This window comes from Spirochaetota bacterium, from assembly GCA_040756435.1.
Classification (GTDB): Bacteria; Spirochaetota; UBA4802; order UBA4802; family UB4802; genus UBA4802.
In genome coordinates this window covers 23994-42779 of record JBFLZD010000033.1, presented here as the reverse complement: position 1 = coordinate 42779, position 18786 = coordinate 23994, and the positions used below count along the sequence as shown (strand labels likewise).

At 34.2% G+C, this 18786-nt stretch carries 16 protein-coding genes and 1 CRISPR repeat array; of the genes, 9 read left to right on the top strand and 7 right to left on the bottom strand.

Annotation, left to right across the window (positions count from 1 at the left end; translation table 11 throughout):
* Positions 1 to 13: 13 nt before the first annotated feature.
* A CRISPR array of direct repeats spans positions 14 to 1271; the repeat unit is 35 nt; unit sequence GTAGGAAAACTTCCCCGCTAATAGGGGATTGAGAC.
* Positions 1272 to 2043: 772 nt separating this feature from the next.
* The gene (locus tag AB1444_10495) at positions 2044 to 2586 is read right to left on the bottom strand and encodes a hypothetical protein (GenBank protein ID MEW6527084.1); all 543 of its coding nucleotides are present in this window, start codon (positions 2584 to 2586) and stop codon (positions 2044 to 2046) included.
* A gap of 869 nt (positions 2587 to 3455) precedes the next feature.
* Between AB1444_10495 and AB1444_10490 the strand changes: the two genes are divergently transcribed.
* The 8 genes from AB1444_10490 (at position 3456) to AB1444_10455 (ending at position 12247) form a co-directional block, all read left to right on the top strand.
* Complete coding sequence (locus AB1444_10490; protein MEW6527083.1) at positions 3456 to 4148, top strand: outer membrane beta-barrel protein; 693 nt, start codon at positions 3456 to 3458, stop codon at positions 4146 to 4148.
* A gap of 277 nt (positions 4149 to 4425) precedes the next feature.
* A complete protein-coding gene (gene cas6, locus AB1444_10485) occupies positions 4426 to 5211 on the top strand; it encodes a CRISPR system precrRNA processing endoribonuclease RAMP protein Cas6 (GenBank protein MEW6527082.1) in 786 nt (261 codons plus the stop codon).
* A gap of 28 nt (positions 5212 to 5239) precedes the next feature.
* On the top strand, positions 5240 to 7624 hold the full coding sequence (gene cas10, locus AB1444_10480) for a type III-A CRISPR-associated protein Cas10/Csm1 (protein MEW6527081.1): 2385 nt from the start codon (positions 5240 to 5242) through the stop codon (positions 7622 to 7624).
* A 2-nt stretch (positions 7625 to 7626) separates the two neighbouring features.
* Positions 7627 to 8031 (top strand): type III-A CRISPR-associated protein Csm2, encoded by a 405-nt coding sequence (gene csm2, locus AB1444_10475; GenBank protein ID MEW6527080.1) that lies wholly within the window; start codon positions 7627 to 7629, stop codon positions 8029 to 8031.
* Between the two features lie 21 nt (positions 8032 to 8052).
* Positions 8053 to 8697, top strand: coding sequence for a type III-A CRISPR-associated RAMP protein Csm3 (gene csm3, locus AB1444_10470; protein ID MEW6527079.1), 645 nt, complete (start codon positions 8053 to 8055; stop codon positions 8695 to 8697).
* 11 nt (positions 8698 to 8708) lie between these two features.
* On the top strand, positions 8709 to 9662 hold the full coding sequence (locus tag AB1444_10465; GenBank protein ID MEW6527078.1) for a hypothetical protein: 954 nt from the start codon (positions 8709 to 8711) through the stop codon (positions 9660 to 9662).
* Between the two features lie 50 nt (positions 9663 to 9712).
* A complete protein-coding gene (gene csm5 / locus AB1444_10460) occupies positions 9713 to 10798 on the top strand; it encodes a type III-A CRISPR-associated RAMP protein Csm5 (GenBank protein ID MEW6527077.1) in 1086 nt (361 codons plus the stop codon).
* 528 nt (positions 10799 to 11326) lie between these two features.
* Positions 11327 to 12247: a hypothetical protein gene (locus AB1444_10455; GenBank protein MEW6527076.1), complete on the top strand. Its 921-nt coding sequence runs from the start codon at positions 11327 to 11329 to the stop codon at positions 12245 to 12247.
* Here the strand turns inward: AB1444_10455 and panB are convergent, their stop codons facing one another.
* Genes panB through zapE form a run of 3 tightly spaced genes read right to left on the bottom strand, consistent with a single transcriptional unit; the run spans position 12248 to position 14315 of the window.
* Complete coding sequence (gene panB, locus AB1444_10450) at positions 12248 to 13051, bottom strand: 3-methyl-2-oxobutanoate hydroxymethyltransferase (GenBank protein MEW6527075.1); 804 nt, start codon at positions 13049 to 13051, stop codon at positions 12248 to 12250.
* Positions 13039 to 13500 (bottom strand): 2-amino-4-hydroxy-6-hydroxymethyldihydropteridine diphosphokinase, encoded by a 462-nt coding sequence (gene folK, locus AB1444_10445; protein ID MEW6527074.1) that lies wholly within the window; start codon positions 13498 to 13500, stop codon positions 13039 to 13041. The genes panB and folK overlap by 13 nt, the downstream gene beginning before the upstream one ends.
* Entirely contained in the window at positions 13500 to 14315 is an 816-nt protein-coding gene (gene zapE / locus AB1444_10440) for an AFG1/ZapE family ATPase (protein ID MEW6527073.1), read from the bottom strand. Before zapE ends, folK begins: the two co-directional genes overlap by 1 nt.
* A gap of 542 nt (positions 14316 to 14857) precedes the next feature.
* Between zapE and AB1444_10435 the strand changes: the two genes are divergently transcribed.
* Positions 14858 to 16621: a methyl-accepting chemotaxis protein gene (locus AB1444_10435; GenBank protein ID MEW6527072.1), complete on the top strand. Its 1764-nt coding sequence runs from the start codon at positions 14858 to 14860 to the stop codon at positions 16619 to 16621.
* A 5-nt stretch (positions 16622 to 16626) separates the two neighbouring features.
* Here the strand turns inward: AB1444_10435 and AB1444_10430 are convergent, their stop codons facing one another.
* The 3 genes from AB1444_10430 to AB1444_10420 are packed head-to-tail and all read right to left on the bottom strand — an operon-like array spanning position 16627 to position 18719.
* Positions 16627 to 17256 carry a hypothetical protein gene (locus AB1444_10430; protein ID MEW6527071.1) on the bottom strand — a complete coding sequence of 210 codons (630 nt, stop codon included), beginning with the start codon at positions 17254 to 17256 and terminating at the stop codon, positions 16627 to 16629.
* Positions 17238 to 18026, bottom strand: a complete 789-nt coding sequence (locus AB1444_10425; protein ID MEW6527070.1) for a 1,4-dihydroxy-6-naphthoate synthase — start codon at positions 18024 to 18026, stop codon at positions 17238 to 17240. Before AB1444_10425 ends, AB1444_10430 begins: the two co-directional genes overlap by 19 nt.
* A 6-nt stretch (positions 18027 to 18032) precedes the next feature.
* Complete coding sequence (locus AB1444_10420; GenBank protein MEW6527069.1) at positions 18033 to 18719, bottom strand: hypothetical protein; 687 nt, start codon at positions 18717 to 18719, stop codon at positions 18033 to 18035.
* Positions 18720 to 18786: the final 67 nt, after the last annotated feature.

Below are 18786 nucleotides of genomic sequence, written 5' to 3'. Positions count from 1 at the left end.
CTACAGACTCCCCGTAGGAAAACTTCCCCGCTAATAGGGGATTGAGACTTTTTATCAAGCTTATTAATCTTGTCTTTGCTACCATTTATGGTAGGAAAACTTCCCCGCTAATAGGGGATTGAGACCAACCCTGCTTCTAACATACATATTTCTGGATATTGCGTTATCGTAGGAAAACTTCCCCGCTAATAGGGGATTGAGACCGATAATTCATTTTACAACCTCCGTTAGTTTAGTATGGTAGGAAAACTTCCCCGCTAATAGGGGATTGAGACTTTTCTTGTTTAAATTTATGATATAAATATAATAAAATTGGTAGGAAAACTTCCCCGCTAATAGGGGATTGAGACAAACCCTTTTTAGTGAATTCCAACTTATAAACATAATCGTAGGAAAACTTCCCCGCTAATAGGGGATTGAGACACCTTACCCCTTACTCCACCCTTTCCAGGAACAAAATTACTAGTAGGAAAACTTCCCCGCTAATAGGGGATTGAGACTTAGATTTATCCAGTCCATTTATCTTTGCTACATTGCCTTTGAGTAGGAAAACTTCCCCGCTAATAGGGGATTGAGACTGCGTCCAGTCATTCTCACATATGGTTTGCTCTCATAAAAATGTAGGAAAACTTCCCCGCTAATAGGGGATTGAGACTTGGTATTAACGTCGGTCACTATCGTACCGACTACAGACTCCCCGTAGGAAAACTTCCCCGCTAATAGGGGATTGAGACTTTTTATCAAGCTTATTAATCTTGTCTTTGCTACCATTTATGGTAGGAAAACTTCCCCGCTAATAGGGGATTGAGACCAGGGATAAGAAAGAGGACGTTGAGGACGGTTTACTCACTCGTAGGAAAACTTCCCCGCTAATAGGGGATTGAGACCTCTTACTTTAATAAAGAAGTTTTTCATATTATCTTTATCGTGTAGGAAAACTTCCCCGCTAATAGGGGATTGAGACGAAATCTTTTTTTACCTTTTTCACTTTCAGAAATTACAAAAGTAGGAAAACTTCCCCGCTAATAGGGGATTGAGACCTCTTACTTTAATAAAGAAGTTTTTCATATTATCTTTATCGTGTAGGAAAACTTCCCCGCTAATAGGGGATTGAGACGAAATCTTTTTTTACCTTTTTCACTTTCAGAAATTACAAAAGTAGGAAAACTTCCCCGCTAATAGGGGATTGAGACGTTGATAGCATATTCACAGAGTTTTTAAACTTTGAAAATTCTGGTAGGAAAACTTCCCCGCTAATAGGGGGTTTACAATAATGTCACCCCGCTGGGGTTCAGTGGGGTGGTGATTTTCCGCTAGGTGGTTACAATAATGTCATCCCCTCCAGGGATTTTGTTGTATTTCACTACTACGGGGATTTACAATAATGCCACCCCTCCGGAGTTGTGATGGTGTGTCATTCCGCTAGGTAGTTACAATAATTACACCCCTCTGGGGTTGTGACGCTTTTAACAATCGAGTTCGATGGTGGCGCAAAGGGGATGGAAAATAATGCTATCACTTGGGGGTTCGGTGATGAATAGCAATGGATGAGGTTGCTGAGCACGTTGATGGGATGGAGTAAGCGCTAGTCAAAGCACCCCGCTGATAGGGGGTTTACAATAATGCCACCCCTCCGGGGTTCAGTGGGGTGGTGATATTCCGCTAGGTGGTTACAATAATGTCATCCCTTCCAGGGATTATGTTATGTTTCACTACTGCTGGGATTATAATAATGCCACCCCTCCGGGGTTCAGTGGGGTGGTGATATTTTGCTGGTGTTTAAAATAATGTCACCCACTCTGTGGGTTTTTTATTTTGGCGGGTGAATGTCTTGAAAATAATGTCACACCGTTGGGGTTGGTGGGTTTGTGATGTTGTTGGCAGCGGTGTATGAAGAAAAATTTGACTTCATTATCAATTTATAGTCATAAGCATTACTATTTAACTATGTGATCTATTAATTTAATATAATGTATAATAATAAAAGAACACAGGGAGTAAATTTACCTGTGTTTTTTTATAAATATATGCACCACAAACAATCTATTTAACCAAGCCTATCACTTTTACCAAAAATTCTAAAGCATTCTGATTTAAGAAAATGACAATAAAAAATAACGCTGCAAAATAAATACTGAATTTTTTATCCAAATGCTCAATTCGTAAATTAATTTCAGCTTTATCCTTTTCTGTTTTGTGATACAATGCATCAAATTTTCCCAGCAATTCAGCTTTATCTTGCTTCATAATACCTAAAAGTTCTTCTCTGGTTTGTTGGAGTGCTCCTACAAGCTCAGCCTTATCCTGCTTCATTATGCCAAGTAGTTCAGCTTTATCCCTTTCTGTTTTTTGATATAATGCATCTAATTTTCCTAAAAGTTCAATACGTACCTGTTCCAAATCTTGCTTGGTAGCATAATGACTTAAAACTTCTGCCTTTAGTTCCTCTTTTGTTTTATACCAGGTGTCATGTACTGTATCCACTATAACCTCTTCCAGTGCGTATAATACCTTTTTGGCATATTCTTTACCATGAAACGCCTTTTCAAAGATGTCATATACATCGGCTGAGAAATGTTGGCCCATTTTTTTATCTCCTTCCATATATTAAGTGTAACACATAGGTAATGAAATGTCAAGATGATATTTGCCATACCGTGTAGCATAAAATAAAAATGCTATTGTAGTACACATACATACATCTTGCATTTCATCACAGTGTTTTATATCTATACAACGCTTTTGGAATAAAAAAATTAAAAAATTTTTAAAATTTTTGAAAAAATTTTATAATAAAACCATTAATGTGAGGGTAACAATAATAAAACATTACTTGTTACTGTATATTATTTTACGAAACACTCAAGTTAGCCTTAAGACAATAATGTCACCCACTCCGTGGGTTTGATGATGTGTTACTCAGTTAGGTGGTTACAATAATATCATCCCCGCTGAGGATGGATGAGATGGTTGTTTAGTGCTGTTACAATAGTGTCACCCACTCCGTGGATTGGGTGGTGTGTTACTCAGCTTGTGGTTATAATAATGTCATCCTCCAAGGGATTGATTAGATGGTTGTATATAGCTGTTACAGTAATGTCATCCCGCTGGGGGTTGTATAGGTGATTATATTGAGCTGTTACAATAGTGTCACCCACTCCGTGGGTTGGGTGGTGTGGAGATATGTAGCTTGTGGACAATAATGACACCACTATGTGGATTTAGATATGGTGGTTATATTGATTACGGTGCAATAATGCCTTCCCATCAGTGGGATAGATAGGAGTTTGCTATATAGTGCTTGCGGTTTATTTATGTCATTTTATCCGGGGATTGATGGACTGGTGTTAATTTAATTAAGAAAAAAGAATGTAGAGTATACCTATATTTTTATGCCTTTCTGAGTCTAAAAATACAACGACATTTATTTATTAAAAAAGGAAGGTATAAAAACCATGCTAAACAATAAATTATTTTTATTAGTAGTACTATTTTCTTTTATTTCTATGCCATTAATAGCACGGGAGGGGAACTCTCAATTAAATGGAAATCTTTATCTGGGTGCTTCTGGTGCAGATTTTACATCGTGGAGCGGAAGTACTCTTGGTATAGTTCTTGATGGTGATCCAACATTATGGCGGGATCCTTCTAGTGATCCAGGTGGTGCAGGTGGTATTGGTGTTGTCTATCGTTATTTTGTTAATGATAATGTTGCGTTAAATACCGGCCTTGCTGCTATATACAAAAGTTTTAGCATTAATTATCCTGCATATACTGCAATTGATGATATAACATTTGATTTTGGTACAACATATTTAATCATACCAGTTGGTATAAGATTATATTTTGAATACTTTTTTTTAGGTGCTGGAGCATATTACGGTATGGTGGGTGATACAGAAGTAGAAATAACTTATACAACAATATATGGGACAGCAACTGAAAAAGAAACAATTGATTTTGATGATGATTTTGGATTATATATTGACCTGGGACTGGATATACCATTAAGTGATCAATTTAGTTTGGAATTAGGAATGCGGTATGAATGTGGGTTGTCAACAGTATATAAAGATGAAGACGCAATTATCACTGATGTTAAAACTAGAGCGTTGTTGTTTAATATAGGTTTATGTGTTATTATATAACGCATTTTAAAACAGGGGCAATAGTGGTGTCCGTGTTTTTTGTTTGACAAAAAAATGTCATATTATAATATTAGATAAAAAGTATAGTTTAATTTTTTTACAAGTTATAAAAAATATAATATATAAAATACCAATCATGTGGGATATTTTACGTAATTTACATATATATGCTTTAAAAGTTAACTGTGAAGTTGTTACACAAATAACATTCCCAAATTTCCCAGGAATTGCGCTAAGAGGTGGTTTTGGTGTTGCATTGAAGAATTCTGTATGTATTATGAAACAACATAAGTATTGTATAGAATGCCCCCTGGTAACTATGTGTGTTTATGCCATAATTTTTGAAACTCCCAATATAAAACCTTCTGAAAAGATGAGCCAATCTGAATATATACCCCATCCTTTTGCATTGACTCCTTTATTTGATTACCCTGTTCAATTTGAAAAGGGTGATACTTTTACCTTTAAGTTTTCACTTTTTGGTGATGCATTTAAATATTTTCCAAATATTCTCCATGCGTTCATGGAATTGGGTGAAAAAGGCATAGGCATTAAAAGAGGAAGATTTACAATAAAAAGCATACATGATTATGCAAGCAATTCCATAATATATAATGGAGAAACCATCCAATTAAGTGATCTTAAAGCATTTTCATGTTGCAATAATGATTACATTTCTGATACATTAGAAATTTCATTTTTAACGCCATGTAAAATCAAATCAAATGGTAAATATCAGAAATACGTTGATATTGAAACTATTATAAAAAATATTAGAAGAAAAATTGAAATTATTTCCTATTTTTTTGAGAACAATCCCGTCATAGTAGATATAAGCAACATTGATTTTAATTCAATACATTGTGTATCACAGGATATTAGATTAGAATTTATTGAAAGATATTCTAAAAGAAGGAATCAAAAAATGCCATTAAGTGGGTATAAAGGTAAAGCAATCTTTTCTGGGAATGTTGAATCAATATATCCATTATTAAAGATTGGAGAAATTATTAATATTGGGAATAACACATCATTTGGATTTGGAGCTATACAGGTTGTATGACCTATTATCGTTTTATTAGGTGTGATATATGAAAAAAGAGTATTATGAAATTATAATTGCTTCATTATTTCATGACATAGGAAAATTTAAAGAAAGAGCTTATGAAGGCAAAGAACATGCAGCTTTTCCAAGGGAAATTGAAGCTATTGTACTTCCTTCACATAGTAGCGGTAGATATTCACATCGTCATGCTTTATGGACATATGACTTTTTTGAAAATGACTGTAAAACAATAAATCTGCCAAGAGAACTTGATTGGATAAAAGTAAAGAATCTTGCTGCAAAACATCATAATGCAAGTACTCCTGATGAAAGCATTATAGATTTAGCCGATAACATATCTGCTGCAAGTGACCGCAGTGATGAAACAGATTACGTTAAGGGTGGTCATTTTAAACGTCACTTGCGATCAGTATTTACCCGAATATCATTAAGTAAAAGTATTAATACACTTTATGGGTATAATTTAAAACCTTTAACTCCTGAAAACGTATATCCTTTTGAAATAAAAGAAGAGACTACAATATTAGCGGATCAATATAAAACATTATGGGGTGCATTTGTTAAAGATTTAGAAAAATCTATACAACAATATAAACCAGTATATGGTTTAAATCACTTTGTTAATAATATTATTTCATTATTGCAAAAATATTGCTGGTGTATCCCATCAGCAACAAATGACAAATATTGTGACATTTCTTTATATGATCATGCTATAACGACAGCAGCAATAGCATTAGTATTAAAAGTACTTCACGATGAAGGGAGCACTACAGATAAACCATTTCTATTTTTTGCAGGTGACCTATCAGGTATCCAGCAATTTATTTTTCAGCATCAACAAAAAGCATTTCCTGGTTCATCAAAGATAATAAGAGGGCGATCATTATATGTTGCTATGATAGCTCAGGCATACTGCTATGCTCTTTGTGATACATTAGGAATACCACCCTTTGTTCAATTGATGAATGCAGGTGGAAAATTTACTCTTATTTTGCCAAATTTACCACACATAAAAGATACAATAAGGAAATTTACTCAAGAGGCAGATAAATGGTTTTTCAATACATTCCATGGCGATTTCACCGTAGTTTATGATTATAGTTTAGAAGCCTCTCAGGATGAGATGAAATTAAAATCATTTGGTAATGTTATCAAAACAATAAATTACAAATTGGCTATAGCTAAATCGCGTAAATTTTATAATATATTAAAAAATGGAGATTGTATTATTGATATAAATTATGACGAAGGTGAATTATGCAAATCTTGTGGTAGGTATTCACCTGTGCCGGGTCATGAAGAAGAAAGATGCAATTCATGTGATGAAATGTTTAAAATAGGTTCTAAAATTACTAAAAATAGTATTGTTCTTTTTAGTAAAAGGCGTGGAGATGTAAACTATTTTAATGAAAAAATATCAATGAGCATTGTAGATACATTAAATTCTAATGAAAACATTATTAGTGCTTTTAGTTTTGATAATGATTCAAACCTACCATTTCTAATGTATAATAATTATGTTCCTCAAAAGGATAATAAAACATTAGAATTTAAAGAAATAGCAGAATCAGCTATAATATATTATAATGATAAAGATAATAATAAAAAAAGAGGTGTAGGCTCTGCTTTTTTAGCATACATCAAACTTGATGTAGATAACATGGGTAGTATATTTAGCCAGGGCATACAGGATCTTTCGGTATCACGGTATGTTACACTATCACGGATGTTCAATGTTTTTTTTAATCTTGTAATAAAAGATGTTTTACAAAAAGAATTTTCCAATATCTATACAGTATTTTCTGGTGGAGATGATTTATTTGTTATAGCTCCATGGAATCAAGTAATAGATTTCATGGATACTGTTGAAAGAAAATTTAAAGAATTTGTATGTAACCATCCGGATTTGCATTTCTCAACCGGAACATATATTCAAAAACCTGATTATCCTATGAGCAAAAGTGCACTCATGGCAGAAGAAAAATTAAAAGAAGCGAAAGATGGTGGTAGGAATAGAATACATTATTTTAATGTAATTTCATATGATCAATTACGTGATATACATCAAAAAGCCCAATGGTTTATTGAGCAAAATAATAGTGTTGAATCAAAAATTAACCATTCTTTTTTATACAGATTGCTGAAGTATTCACGTATGGCAAAAAAGGTATATAGAAATAAGTTTAAACCATCAGAGGATTTAATATATATTCCATATTTTAAATATGACGTTAGCAGGAATATAATAATTAAAAAAGATGGCCAATTGGTAAATAAAGAAGAGTTGCAATATCTTGAGCAGTGTTTTGAAGATTATTCACGTTTAAAGCCATATATTCTGGAAACAATTATTTCATTAGCATTATATGAAACACGAGAAAAAGAAATAAATCATAAGGAGGCATAACAATGATAGAATTAACCGAATCATATGTAACAAAAGATGCTGAGAAAAAAGCAGCGGATTTTATCAATATTGATAAAAACCAGATACGGAAGTTCTATGATGATTTTAAGATTATTGAGCGGAAAATAGATGAAAATCAAGATGCAAATGATGCGTGGTTTGAAAAAGAAATTTTACCCCATATTAAATTTATAAAATCAAAGATTGCCTACAGTGCAGGTAGAAAATCAAATAATAAGTTTTTGGTATCAAATGATTATAAAGAATATATGGATGAAGAAATAGATAAGATAAAAACAATTTCTGATTTTAAAATATTTTTGATGCATTACCAGGCAATAATAGCGTATTATACATATATTTCAGAAGTTGAAGGTAAAACAAAAACTCAAAAATTCCAGAAATGAATCAGATAAGGAGGAAAATATATGGAAATAGCAAATTTAACAATTAAAAAAATTAAAGGAAAGATATATTTAAAGACAGGACTTCATATTGGCGGAGGTACTGAAGGTATTGAAATTGGTGGTATTGATAACCCTGTAATTAAGGACCCTAAAACTGGTTATCCTTATATACCTGGTTCTTCACTTAAAGGTAAAATACGTAGTCTCTTGGAACTTCATATGGATAAGTTTGATAAGGAAAAAGGGGGACCATGTAATTGTGGGAAGTGTCATATTTGTAAAACATTTGGTAATACCAATAAAGATTCAGAAGTTGGTATTACACGAGCAATTTTCAGGGATGCTTTTCTAGATGACGAATCAATTGAATTGCTCAAACAACGCAATATATTGGCCACCGAAGCAAAAACAGAAAATACTATAGATAGAATAAAAGGTAGAGCTTTAAATCCTCGTCAGTCAGAACGAGTTATAGCAGGATTATCATTTAATTTTGAAATTTCTCTACGAATATTCAAAGAAGATGGGGATGGGAAGGAAATAACTGATTTATTGCGAGAAGGGCTCAAACTCCTTGAAAAGGATGCATTAGGTGGGAGTGGAAGCAGAGGTTATGGTAAGATTCAGTTTAAAGATTTATATCTTGACGATGAACCATTATCATAGGTTATACAAAGATGAAACGGCAATATAAATATATTTTAAAACCACTTTCACTGTTTTCTGATATATTTTCTGCTGATACAATTTTTGGGACTGTATGTTGGTATATTCGATTTCTATATGGCGAAAATACACTAATATCCTTTCTTAAAGAATATGATAACAATTCAATTCCAATTATTATTTCTTCACTTATACCGCAAGGTTATATGTACAAGCCACAATTAACCTTTACATTAAAGGATTCAATTTCAGAAATAGAAAGTGATAAAAAACTAAAAAATTTGAAATGTATCTCGCTAGAATTATTTGAAAAATATCAAAAAGATTATAATCAAGATTTATTGATACAAGAGCTTAACCTTCCAGAAATAGAAAAAATTGAACCAGGTCAGATAGATATCACAAGAAACTCAATAAGCCGTATTACGGGTATGGTAAGGAAAGGGGTATTATTTACTAATAGTTATTATTATAATAACGTGGATGGCATGTGTTACAATGTATACGTAACTGAATTTGATGACAGTTATTCTGATATTTTTAAAAATGCATTTTTTACAGCTTGTCAGATGGGATTTGGTAGTGATGCTTCTACTGGTAAAGGGATATTTGATGTCAAAATTGATGAATTAGATGTAATTGAAAAAAACATTTTTGGGTACCAGGGAAAGTATTTTGTTACGTTAAGTGATTGTGCTGGTCAAAACCTTCAACCGTTATGTTATACTACAATAACAAAGTATGGCAAATTAGGTGGAGAATTTAGTCAAAAAGGTATAAATGGGCAGTTGCTTTTTAATAAAAAGCCCATAGTATTGTATAAAGCTGGGTCAACGTTTTTTACAACTAATGGTAAAAATGGTAAATTACTAAACAATGTCCACACAGATTATAGAATACGGCAATATGCTTATGCCTATCCTGTATATTTTGATTATTCTAATGATGTTGGTATAACAACATGATTGATGTTGCTATTTATAGAATTAATGAGTAGTAGTAGGGGTATTATTATATGAAATCATATACCGTTAAAATACATATCATTACACCACTTATCATACATAGCGGCGAATTTTATAGTATATTTGAATTATTGCCAACTAAAGATGGAAAGTCCATAATGCTTATTGATTTTAATAAAGCTTTTAATTTCATGAGCCAGAAAGAAAGAGAACAATTTTTCAGCATTATGGATACCCTTGTTGCTGATATAAAAAAAGATAAAGAAAAGCTTTTGAGGGCACGGTCTATCCTGCAAAATGTTGCACTGCAAAATTTAGATGTTATTATACAAAGAGTTCAGGCACATCCCCAATTTATTCAAGGGGTCGATAGCAATCCATACGCAATAATTTATAAGATTTTTAAAGATGAACTCAGCATGAAACCTTATATTCCAGGTTCAACATTGAAAGGAGCATTAAGGACAGCATTGCTGGAATCATTAAGAAAAAAAAATAATATGTATCCCAATGTTAAATTATTTAAAAATAATAAACCAAAAAATTTTCAATCAACTGATTTCGAAATGCAAATAATGAAAAAAGATACTAATGCAATATTTGATATAGGACTTGATCCTTTCAGGTTTATGAAAGTATCAGATTTAATGTTTAAAAACCAAACGGTTCTTTTAGATACCGTGAGGATAATTGGAAAAGGTAAGCAGCAAAAAGGAATACCCATCTATACTGAGATGTCAGCTAGCCACTATATAAATAAAGATGAATGCATTGCTGAAGGAGAAATTACCATTGATGAAGATGGATTAAAAAAGTTTGTTAATAATTATAAATTAGGGGATTTTCTTAATATTGAATTCATAATGAAGAGTTTGATGGATTTTAACCTGGAAATATTAAATAATAAAAAACATCCAATAGATCCAAAAGTAAAAGAAAATATAACTACTGTATGTAATTCAAATGAATTAATACCTTTGCGGTTAGGCCGTTTTACACAGATTGAATCAAAAACATTTAAAATTAAACAAAAAAAAGCCATCCCTCCAGAGGTTAACCTATATGGTGGTGTTTCACGTTCGTTGATTCGTGGAGAAATACCTGCTGGGTGGTGTGGTTTGAAAATACAAAATTAAAATATTTTTTATTGCATGATAAGAATAGAAAATGCAGGCATTGCTTCCTGAGCGGTTGTATAATAATTTATCCATTATACCAAACAAATTTTTATGAAAACTCAATACGTACCTGCTCTAGATTTTGTATGGTGTCATAATACATGAATACTTCTGCATTTAGCATTTCTCTTGTTTATATCAGGTATTATGCACGGTATCAACTATTACATCTTTTTATGTGTAAAGTGCATTTTGGCTTAATCGTTACGAAAAACCTTTTATAAAAGGTGTTGGGGTCAGAGCCAATAAAAGCTAAACAAAAAAATTATTGAAAATTTAATACATAAAGGTAACATACAGCCTAATATAAGCGTCTATATATAATGGCTTATCGGTGATTACAATAATAGCAATCCAGACAATAAAAGTGATTATAATAATCTGATATGCAATTTTTTTCGCTGTAATATAGGCAATCAAGGTAGGTTTTAATCTTAATTTTTTAATACATAAAAGTGAAATATTCGTTACGGAGGCATGGGTATAATGAAATTTAACGTCATAATATTTATTGTTATAATAGTGATATGTGCTGTTGTTTTAAGTATTGCATATTCGCAAGAAAAAAATCAAAAGAATGAAATAACTTTCTTGTATACCAATTCACTCAATGGCATACTGGAAGCCTGCCAGTGTAGTGCTGATCCAAAGGGTGGACTTGTTAAGCGCGGGTATGCTATAGCTCAGTTAAAGAAAAAATATCCCGGTGCGCTACTTCTAGAAAGTGGTGACTTCTGTAGTTACTATCCTGATACATTGCTTACCAAATATTTAATCAAGGGCTATAAACACATTGGATATACAGCTGTTGGTATTGGTGATCAGGAGTTTGCTGCAGGCATTGATACATTGTACCAGTATCAAAATGAGTTGCCATTTGTGTGTGCCAATCTTCAGTATTTTGCAGGTGGCAAATGGCAATCGCCAAAGAAACATGTAACAGTAACTATCGGTAAAAAAACAATTGGAATTACAGCACTTATTGATAATGATGCATTTAAGTATTATCCAAACGAGATTGTGTCAAAAATAAAAATTTCCAATCCCAAAGAAGCTTTGCAACAAGAGATAAAATTTTTAACTGGCAATTTTATTGTTGTTATTTCGCATTTAGGTTTTGAAAAGGATAAAGAGCTGGCAGTTTTGTTTCCGCAAATTGCGCTTATTGTTGGCGGGCATTCACAAACGCTTGTTAAAAAGCCTGTTAAAGTGGGCAATACATTAATTGTGCAGGCAGGGCCAAACGGTTCACGCATTGGAATTTTACGGGCGATAGTTACTGATGCAAAAATCACAAGCTATGAACATTCTTTTGAATTGCCAAAGTGGGAAGATCCTGATGATCCAGCCATTGAAAAAATGATTACCGAATATAATGAAGAAAATGCCAAACGCTTTCCGCGTTGATTATTTAAACACATTGCTTTCTGCAGGGAATATATGTTCCTTTACTTCTTTACAGTAATCCTGTATTGCCTGCTGTGATGTGGTATAAAGGTCGGCATAGCGCTTTAAAAATTTTGGATTGAATCCTTTGTTTAGGCCCAGCATATCGTTAATAACAAGAACCTGTCCATTGCAGTAGCGACCTGCTCCTATGCCAATGGTGGGTATATCAAGCGCTTCAGTTATTTCTTGTGCAAGCTGCTCGGGAACCATTTCAAGCACCAGTGCAAATGCACCAGCTTTTTGTAACAATAGTGCATCCTCCATTATGATTTTGCGCTGTTCTTCGTCCTTTCCCTGTACAGAGTATCCACCTAATTTATGCACCGATTGCGGTGTTAGCCCTAAATGCCCCATTACAGGAATTGATGCTTTTGTAAGTGCTTCTACAACTGGCACAAAGTCTCTTCCGCCTTCAAGTTTCACTGCATTGGTGTTACATTCTTTCATGATGCGCCCACAGTTACGCATGGTATCTTCAATGGATACATGATAGCTCATAAATGGAAGGTCGGTTACTATAAAATGATTGGGCGCACCGCGGCGTACCATGCTGGTGTGATAAATCATCTGGTCAAGGGTTACCGGTATGGTGGTGTCATAGCCTGCCACAACCATCCCCAAAGAATCGCCAACCAGTATGACATCTATATCAGTTTCGCTTACCACACGCGCAAATGCATAATCATAACAGGTTATCATGGCTATAGGCTGGGCTGATTGCTTCATCTTTGCAAAATCTTTGATGTTTTTTATTGATGGCATAGCACTACCTCCCGTAATGGTTTGTGTGAAATTGGATCAATGATGTCTGGATCAATTTCAAATAAAAGCTGTGCGGCAAAGGGGCGTGTGTATATTTGCGGATGAGGAAGGGTAAGTGTTGGTGTTGAACAAATCATATCATTGTAAAGCAATATATCGCAGTCAATAGTGCGGGGTCCTTTGGGAATGGTTCGTTCCCTTCCCAGTGCATGCTCAATTTCTTGAAGCTTTTCAAGCAATGTGTGTGGTGGCAGTTGCGTTTGCAGTGCTATAACTGTATTTACAAAATCGGGCTGCATGATAAATTCTAAGGGTTTGGTTACTATTACACTGCTTTGTGTTACAATTTTTGTTTTTTCCAGTGTGGACAGTTTTTCAATGGCTGTGGCAATATATTGGTAACTATCGCCCATATTGCTTCCCAATAATATGTATGCACACGCTACCATTATAATTTTTCCCTGTAATCAGGACCTGTTAGCTCTAAAATAGTACACATTTCTTTAATGCGCGATAACACCCGTCCCCCGGCAATATCGGCAAGTGCACTTTTGGGGTCAACGTTAGAAGTGAATATAGTAAATTTTTCGGCCTCGTAGCGTGCATCAACTAAATTATACAAAGTTTCCTGCTCCCAGGGGGAATCGCGCTGGACACCAAAGTCATCTACCACAAGTACATCAGCGTTTTCCAGTTCATACTCAATTTCCTGCGCGGTACCGTAAGTGGCAGAACCTTCGGCAAAGGTTGCACGCAGTTTGTTAAAAAATGTGCGGGAAATTTTTATAAAGCGTCCTTCAATGGCATGGCGTATGATGAGCTCTGTTAAAATAATAGAAGAAAGCAGTGTTTTGCCAGTTCCAGGATTTCCCCATAAAAAAAGTCCTTTGCGCACATCCGGAAATTTTGAAACGATATCGTATGCTACATTTTTTGCGTTGGAGGCTAATTTTGAATTGGCTTCAAAGGAATTAAAAAAGCGCCACTGATATTTTTTGTCAATGCCACACCGTGAGTAAATTGCTTTAATGCGATTAATCTTCATTCTAATTTCACGACAATAGCAATCAGATATTGTGCCGTCTTTTTCTATGTAATACGGAGGTTGTCCACCACACTGGCATTTATTCAACACACAGCGCGGGCAGGGTACTAACGGCTCCTGACCTATCTCTTCAAAATGGGGATTTCGCACAATGCCGGTATGTTCACAGAATGCGCAGAATTGGGTTTTGGTATCATTTTTTTGAGTCTTTGTTGGCATTATAACCTCTTGTTAAATCAATGTTCAACGTTTACCTGTACTTTCACACTACAAACAGTCTATATAATTTCAATGATAATTTCAAATATTTTATGTGTTATACAAACGGTATGTAAATTTAAAATTATGAAATAGTATTTACTATATAACTTTTTTCATGCTATAAATTATCTATTGCTCTGGCTACCAATTGCAATAGGGTATTAATTCATTGCTTTATACTAAAAAATTTTTTGGAATTATTGCTTGTTTTGAATATAAAAAATTCTTGAAAAATGTTATAATATTATGTTAGGTTGATCCATATATAAAGAAAGGGGTGCTATCTATTGTAAGGAATTATTGATGAATATAATATCCCCTAAAAATATGTGCAATAGCAAAAGTTTTCTCAAAACCTTCTTTAATAATATAAACATGCTTAAAACAGTACTTAAAATAAGAAAAAAGCAATTACATGAGCGTATAATAATTACAGTTTTGGTATGCCAACCTTATAAAAATGATACAGTAATTGTTTTCTTTAAAAGGAGGTGAATTGAATGCAAATTGGTAAAAAGTTTATCTGGAAACTAACATTACGCATTGAAATTTACATTAATTTTATTGTTGTCCCTCTGGTAAATGTTTTTGGTAAATTAACCGGACATTATGATGAAGAAGCTGTAAAAGCTTTAAATGTGTTTTCACTTATTTTTTCAGTATTGTTTTTGATTATTGGAACGTATATTCGTTTTTTTATTTTAAAAAGGCTTTTCAAAAAGATTAATGATGGTGTTGATTTAGAAAAAGTTAAGTTAAAATTGCTTAATTATCCACGAATTGAAGCACTCATTATTTCTTTGCGATGGTTTTGTGGATTAGTGGCTATATTCTTCTGTATGTATTCCCTGGACTATGTTGAATTTGGAAGAATTAAGATATACCTGATAGATGTATTTATGAGTGCTACCGTGAATGCAGTAATATCATATTTCACCACCGAAAACATGCTCTCACAGGTATTAAAAATACCTTCATTAGCTCAGATAAATTTTTCACGAAAACAATATTCCCTGGTTAGTTTGCCTATCAGGCTATTTTTAACGGTAATGGCAACGTTGACTATTCCGCTGGTTATTATGACATTGATGATTATTCTTTTGCAAGCACAACTGATTCAAGTAGAAAAAATTACAGGGTATATACTATTTGTTACGGTTATGTCATTAATTACCATGATAGTATTGTTATATGAATCAACACAGGGAATACGAAAAGGCATGAGAATGACTATCAATAATTTACAAAAGCTGGCAGAAGGAGATTTTCATATTGAGCAAATACCAATGCTTGACAGGAGTGAAATAGGTGCTGTTACACAATATGTTAATATTCTGGCTTTATATTTACAGAATTTTGTAAATCAGGGGAAAGAATTAAATAAAAAGCTTCTGGACCTGACTGTGAAATTAAAAGATAATGCGCAGGTACTATTTACAAATACACGTGATGAAGCGGCAACGATGGAAGAAATTACTTCAACAACAGAGGAAATTGCAGCAAATGCTGAATCAATTGCAGAAACTGGAGAAGACCAGTCAAAAGCGGTTGATGCTCTTATGCAGCAATTACAGGAGTTGTCGCAAGCTATAGTGGTTGTACGAAAAAGAGTGGAAGATGCTATCACGATATCATCAAATGTTAAGCAGACAACTGATTCAAGTGTAGCCAAACTCCAGACTATGATTGATAGTTTACGCACAGTATCACAAAGTTCAGCCGAGATGACAAATATTATAGAGATAATTAATGATATATCTGATAAGATCAATTTGCTATCACTTAATGCATCAATAGAAGCTGCACGCGCCGGAGAAGCAGGTAAAGGGTTTATGGTAGTTGCAAATGAGGTGTCCAAACTTGCAGATATGACAGCAAACAGCATCAAGGATATTAGTGGACTGGTTCAGCGCAATATCAGTGAAATTGATAGTGCAATGGTTGAGGTTGACCAGACAGTAAAGGCAATTAATGAAATTGCTAATCTAATAGATTCTATAAATAATCAAATCAAAGATATAAACAATCAGATGCATTCGCAGGATATGATAAAAAGTAAAGTGGAAAATGAAGCTGATAATATGCGGCAAAAGTCCGAGATGGTCGTGATATCAATTCGTGAACAAAAGGTTGGTCTGGAGCAAATTACCAAAGCTATATCTAATATCAATGAATCAATACAGAGAACTGTTGATTCTGCTGAAAAATTACTGGAAAGTGCAAAGCAGGTAGATGCAATGGCAGCAGAATTGGTGGAACAATAAGCCTGTTATTGTATTATAGTAATTAATGATTGTACAAGCGTAACTATTTCTGGTGCTGTTACCTGTGACAGGAGAATGATATTCTGCACAATATCCTGATGGGTATTGTGTTGTGCTGTGTCACTTATATATTTTATTGCATAGCATTGTTTTGAAAATTTTTGGCTTGCTCGCGCTATTCCTGCAAGTTCCATGTCAACAATATCTGCAATCGGTGCATGCTGCTTTCGCTCTTCACTGGTGCGCAGCGGTTTGGTTACACTCACACAGGTTAGCCGTGTTATAGTATCTATTGGGGTCAGAGCATAGGTAAAAGGCTTTTCGGTATCAAAGTCAAATCGAGTGGTATCATATACTGATGTAACAGTGCCAATCGTTCCCGGTGAAAGGCTATGGGCAAGAGCTCCTGCGGCTCCTATATTAATTATTTTGTCAGCATTGAGTATAGTGTACACGTAGGTAGCAGCAATAGCAGCGGAGGTGATTCCTATACCGCCAATGATTGCATACAATGAACTATCGCCCCTGTATAATACAAAAGGTTTTTGTTGCAATGGTGATAGCCGTAATGTTTCAATAATGGGCTTTGCCTCAAGTTGTGTTGCAAATTGCAAAACTACAATATTCCGCGACATTGTGCCATTTCCTTTAGTGTTTGCAGCGCTTTCATACCAGTAGTCCCCAGCGACAAACTGAAATCATTTACATAAAGGTCGATGTGCTGCTGTATCACTGTATCATCCAACTCCTGTGCAAGTGAACGGATATATTCTTTTGATACATCAGGATTTTTACGGGCGTACAGTATTGATTGACGGATGGATTCTTCAATCAGAGGTTTACTGTGTGCATGTCTTTTATGAATGGCAATACATCCTAATGGAATGGGCATACCTGTAACATCCTCCCACCATTTACCTAAGTCAATCAGCATGTCACAATTATACTGGTGATAGATAAACCGTCCTTCATGAATTATAACGCCGGCATCAAATAGGCCATTATTGATGCCTGGCAATATTTCATCAAAGCGTACATGAGTAATGTTACACAAATTGCCAAACCGTAGCAAAAATAAAAGATGTGCAGTGGTATATTGACCCGGTATGGCAATTGTTGCATTAAGAAGATTGGTAAGCCCTTTACGTGTTACCACCAAAGGGCCACAGCCAAATCCCAGTGCTGCACCAGCGTCAAGAAGGTCATAGTATTGTTGCACATACAGATAGCCATGAAATGACAGTTTGGTTATATCATAGCGTTGTGTCAGGGCTGCATGATTTAATGACTCAACATCATCAATGTGTACATCAAATTCAAAATCATGGGTATCAATACATTTATGAACAGTGGCATGAAAAATAAAGGTATCGTTGGGGCAGGATGAAAACGCTAATGATAACATAGTTGATTAAGCAATCTTTGGAGTGGTTTCTGAAATACGCTTCTGGTATTCCTGTAATGTGGCCTGTGTCAATGGCACAATAATTGAGGCTATAGTTTTTTCATAATCAGAGTCAATAATAAAATTGGATTGAGTCAATCCCATGCCTTTCAGCATCATGGTAATTAAAACCAGGCCCAATCCGGCACCTTCTTTATAGTCATCTTCCTGAGCCTGAATAAAATAATCGGTTATGTCCTGGCATTGTTGGGCAATCTTTAATTTTTTTGCAACTGCGTCTCGTTCGGTTTCATTCATAGGGGTGGGATTTTCCACATCAATACATAATTTTTTATCAATCACAGTTATACTTGTCAGTGCATACAGATTATTTTTGCGTGCTAAGGTGTCTAAATATTTTGCATCACTTCGCGTCATTTCTAACCTGAACAGCTGGAGTGCTTTCTCACTGTCAAAGAACACAGACTCATATGATTTTTTGCCTTCAAAATATATAAACTTCTGGTTGGCTTTTACAGCATTCACAACAAGTTCCTTCACAGCGGTGTATAGTGGGATAAGAAGTACCTGGCAATGGTGTTTTTGTAAAATCTTAGTCAAAACCAGTTTGATATAATGTTCAATAGATTCGCTAACCGAATATGCTTTAATAATAATGGGTTTATTAAGGTTTATTGCTTCATCAATAGTCATAGTCTATACCTTTTAATCCGCTATCGATAAAATAACATTGTAATGGTAGGATGTCAAGCATTTTATA

Excerpts from the sequence above, each read along its gene's own strand:
- panB (MEW6527075.1), bottom strand. The coding sequence starts at position 13,051 with ATGCCATCAATAAAAAACATCAAAGATTTTGCAAAGATGAAGCAATCA.
- AB1444_10455 (MEW6527076.1), top strand. The coding sequence starts at position 11,327 with ATGAAATTTAACGTCATAATATTTATTGTTATAATAGTGATATGTGCT.
- AB1444_10430 (MEW6527071.1), bottom strand. The coding sequence starts at position 17,256 with ATGTCGCGGAATATTGTAGTTTTGCAATTTGCAACACAACTTGAGGCA.
- AB1444_10420 (MEW6527069.1), bottom strand. The coding sequence starts at position 18,719 with ATGACTATTGATGAAGCAATAAACCTTAATAAACCCATTATTATTAAA.
- csm3 (MEW6527079.1), top strand. The coding sequence starts at position 8,053 with ATGGAAATAGCAAATTTAACAATTAAAAAAATTAAAGGAAAGATATAT.
- cas10 (MEW6527081.1), top strand. The coding sequence starts at position 5,240 with ATGAAAAAAGAGTATTATGAAATTATAATTGCTTCATTATTTCATGAC.
- AB1444_10495 (MEW6527084.1), bottom strand. The coding sequence starts at position 2,586 with ATGGGCCAACATTTCTCAGCCGATGTATATGACATCTTTGAAAAGGCG.
- csm2 (MEW6527080.1), top strand. The coding sequence starts at position 7,627 with ATGATAGAATTAACCGAATCATATGTAACAAAAGATGCTGAGAAAAAA.
- cas6 (MEW6527082.1), top strand. The coding sequence starts at position 4,426 with ATGAAACAACATAAGTATTGTATAGAATGCCCCCTGGTAACTATGTGT.
- AB1444_10435 (MEW6527072.1), top strand. The coding sequence starts at position 14,858 with ATGCAAATTGGTAAAAAGTTTATCTGGAAACTAACATTACGCATTGAA.
- AB1444_10465 (MEW6527078.1), top strand. The coding sequence starts at position 8,709 with ATGAAACGGCAATATAAATATATTTTAAAACCACTTTCACTGTTTTCT.
- folK (MEW6527074.1), bottom strand. The coding sequence starts at position 13,500 with ATGGTAGCGTGTGCATACATATTATTGGGAAGCAATATGGGCGATAGT.
- zapE (MEW6527073.1), bottom strand. The coding sequence starts at position 14,315 with ATGCCAACAAAGACTCAAAAAAATGATACCAAAACCCAATTCTGCGCA.
- csm5 (MEW6527077.1), top strand. The coding sequence starts at position 9,713 with ATGAAATCATATACCGTTAAAATACATATCATTACACCACTTATCATA.
- AB1444_10425 (MEW6527070.1), bottom strand. The coding sequence starts at position 18,026 with ATGTTATCATTAGCGTTTTCATCCTGCCCCAACGATACCTTTATTTTT.
- AB1444_10490 (MEW6527083.1), top strand. The coding sequence starts at position 3,456 with ATGCTAAACAATAAATTATTTTTATTAGTAGTACTATTTTCTTTTATT.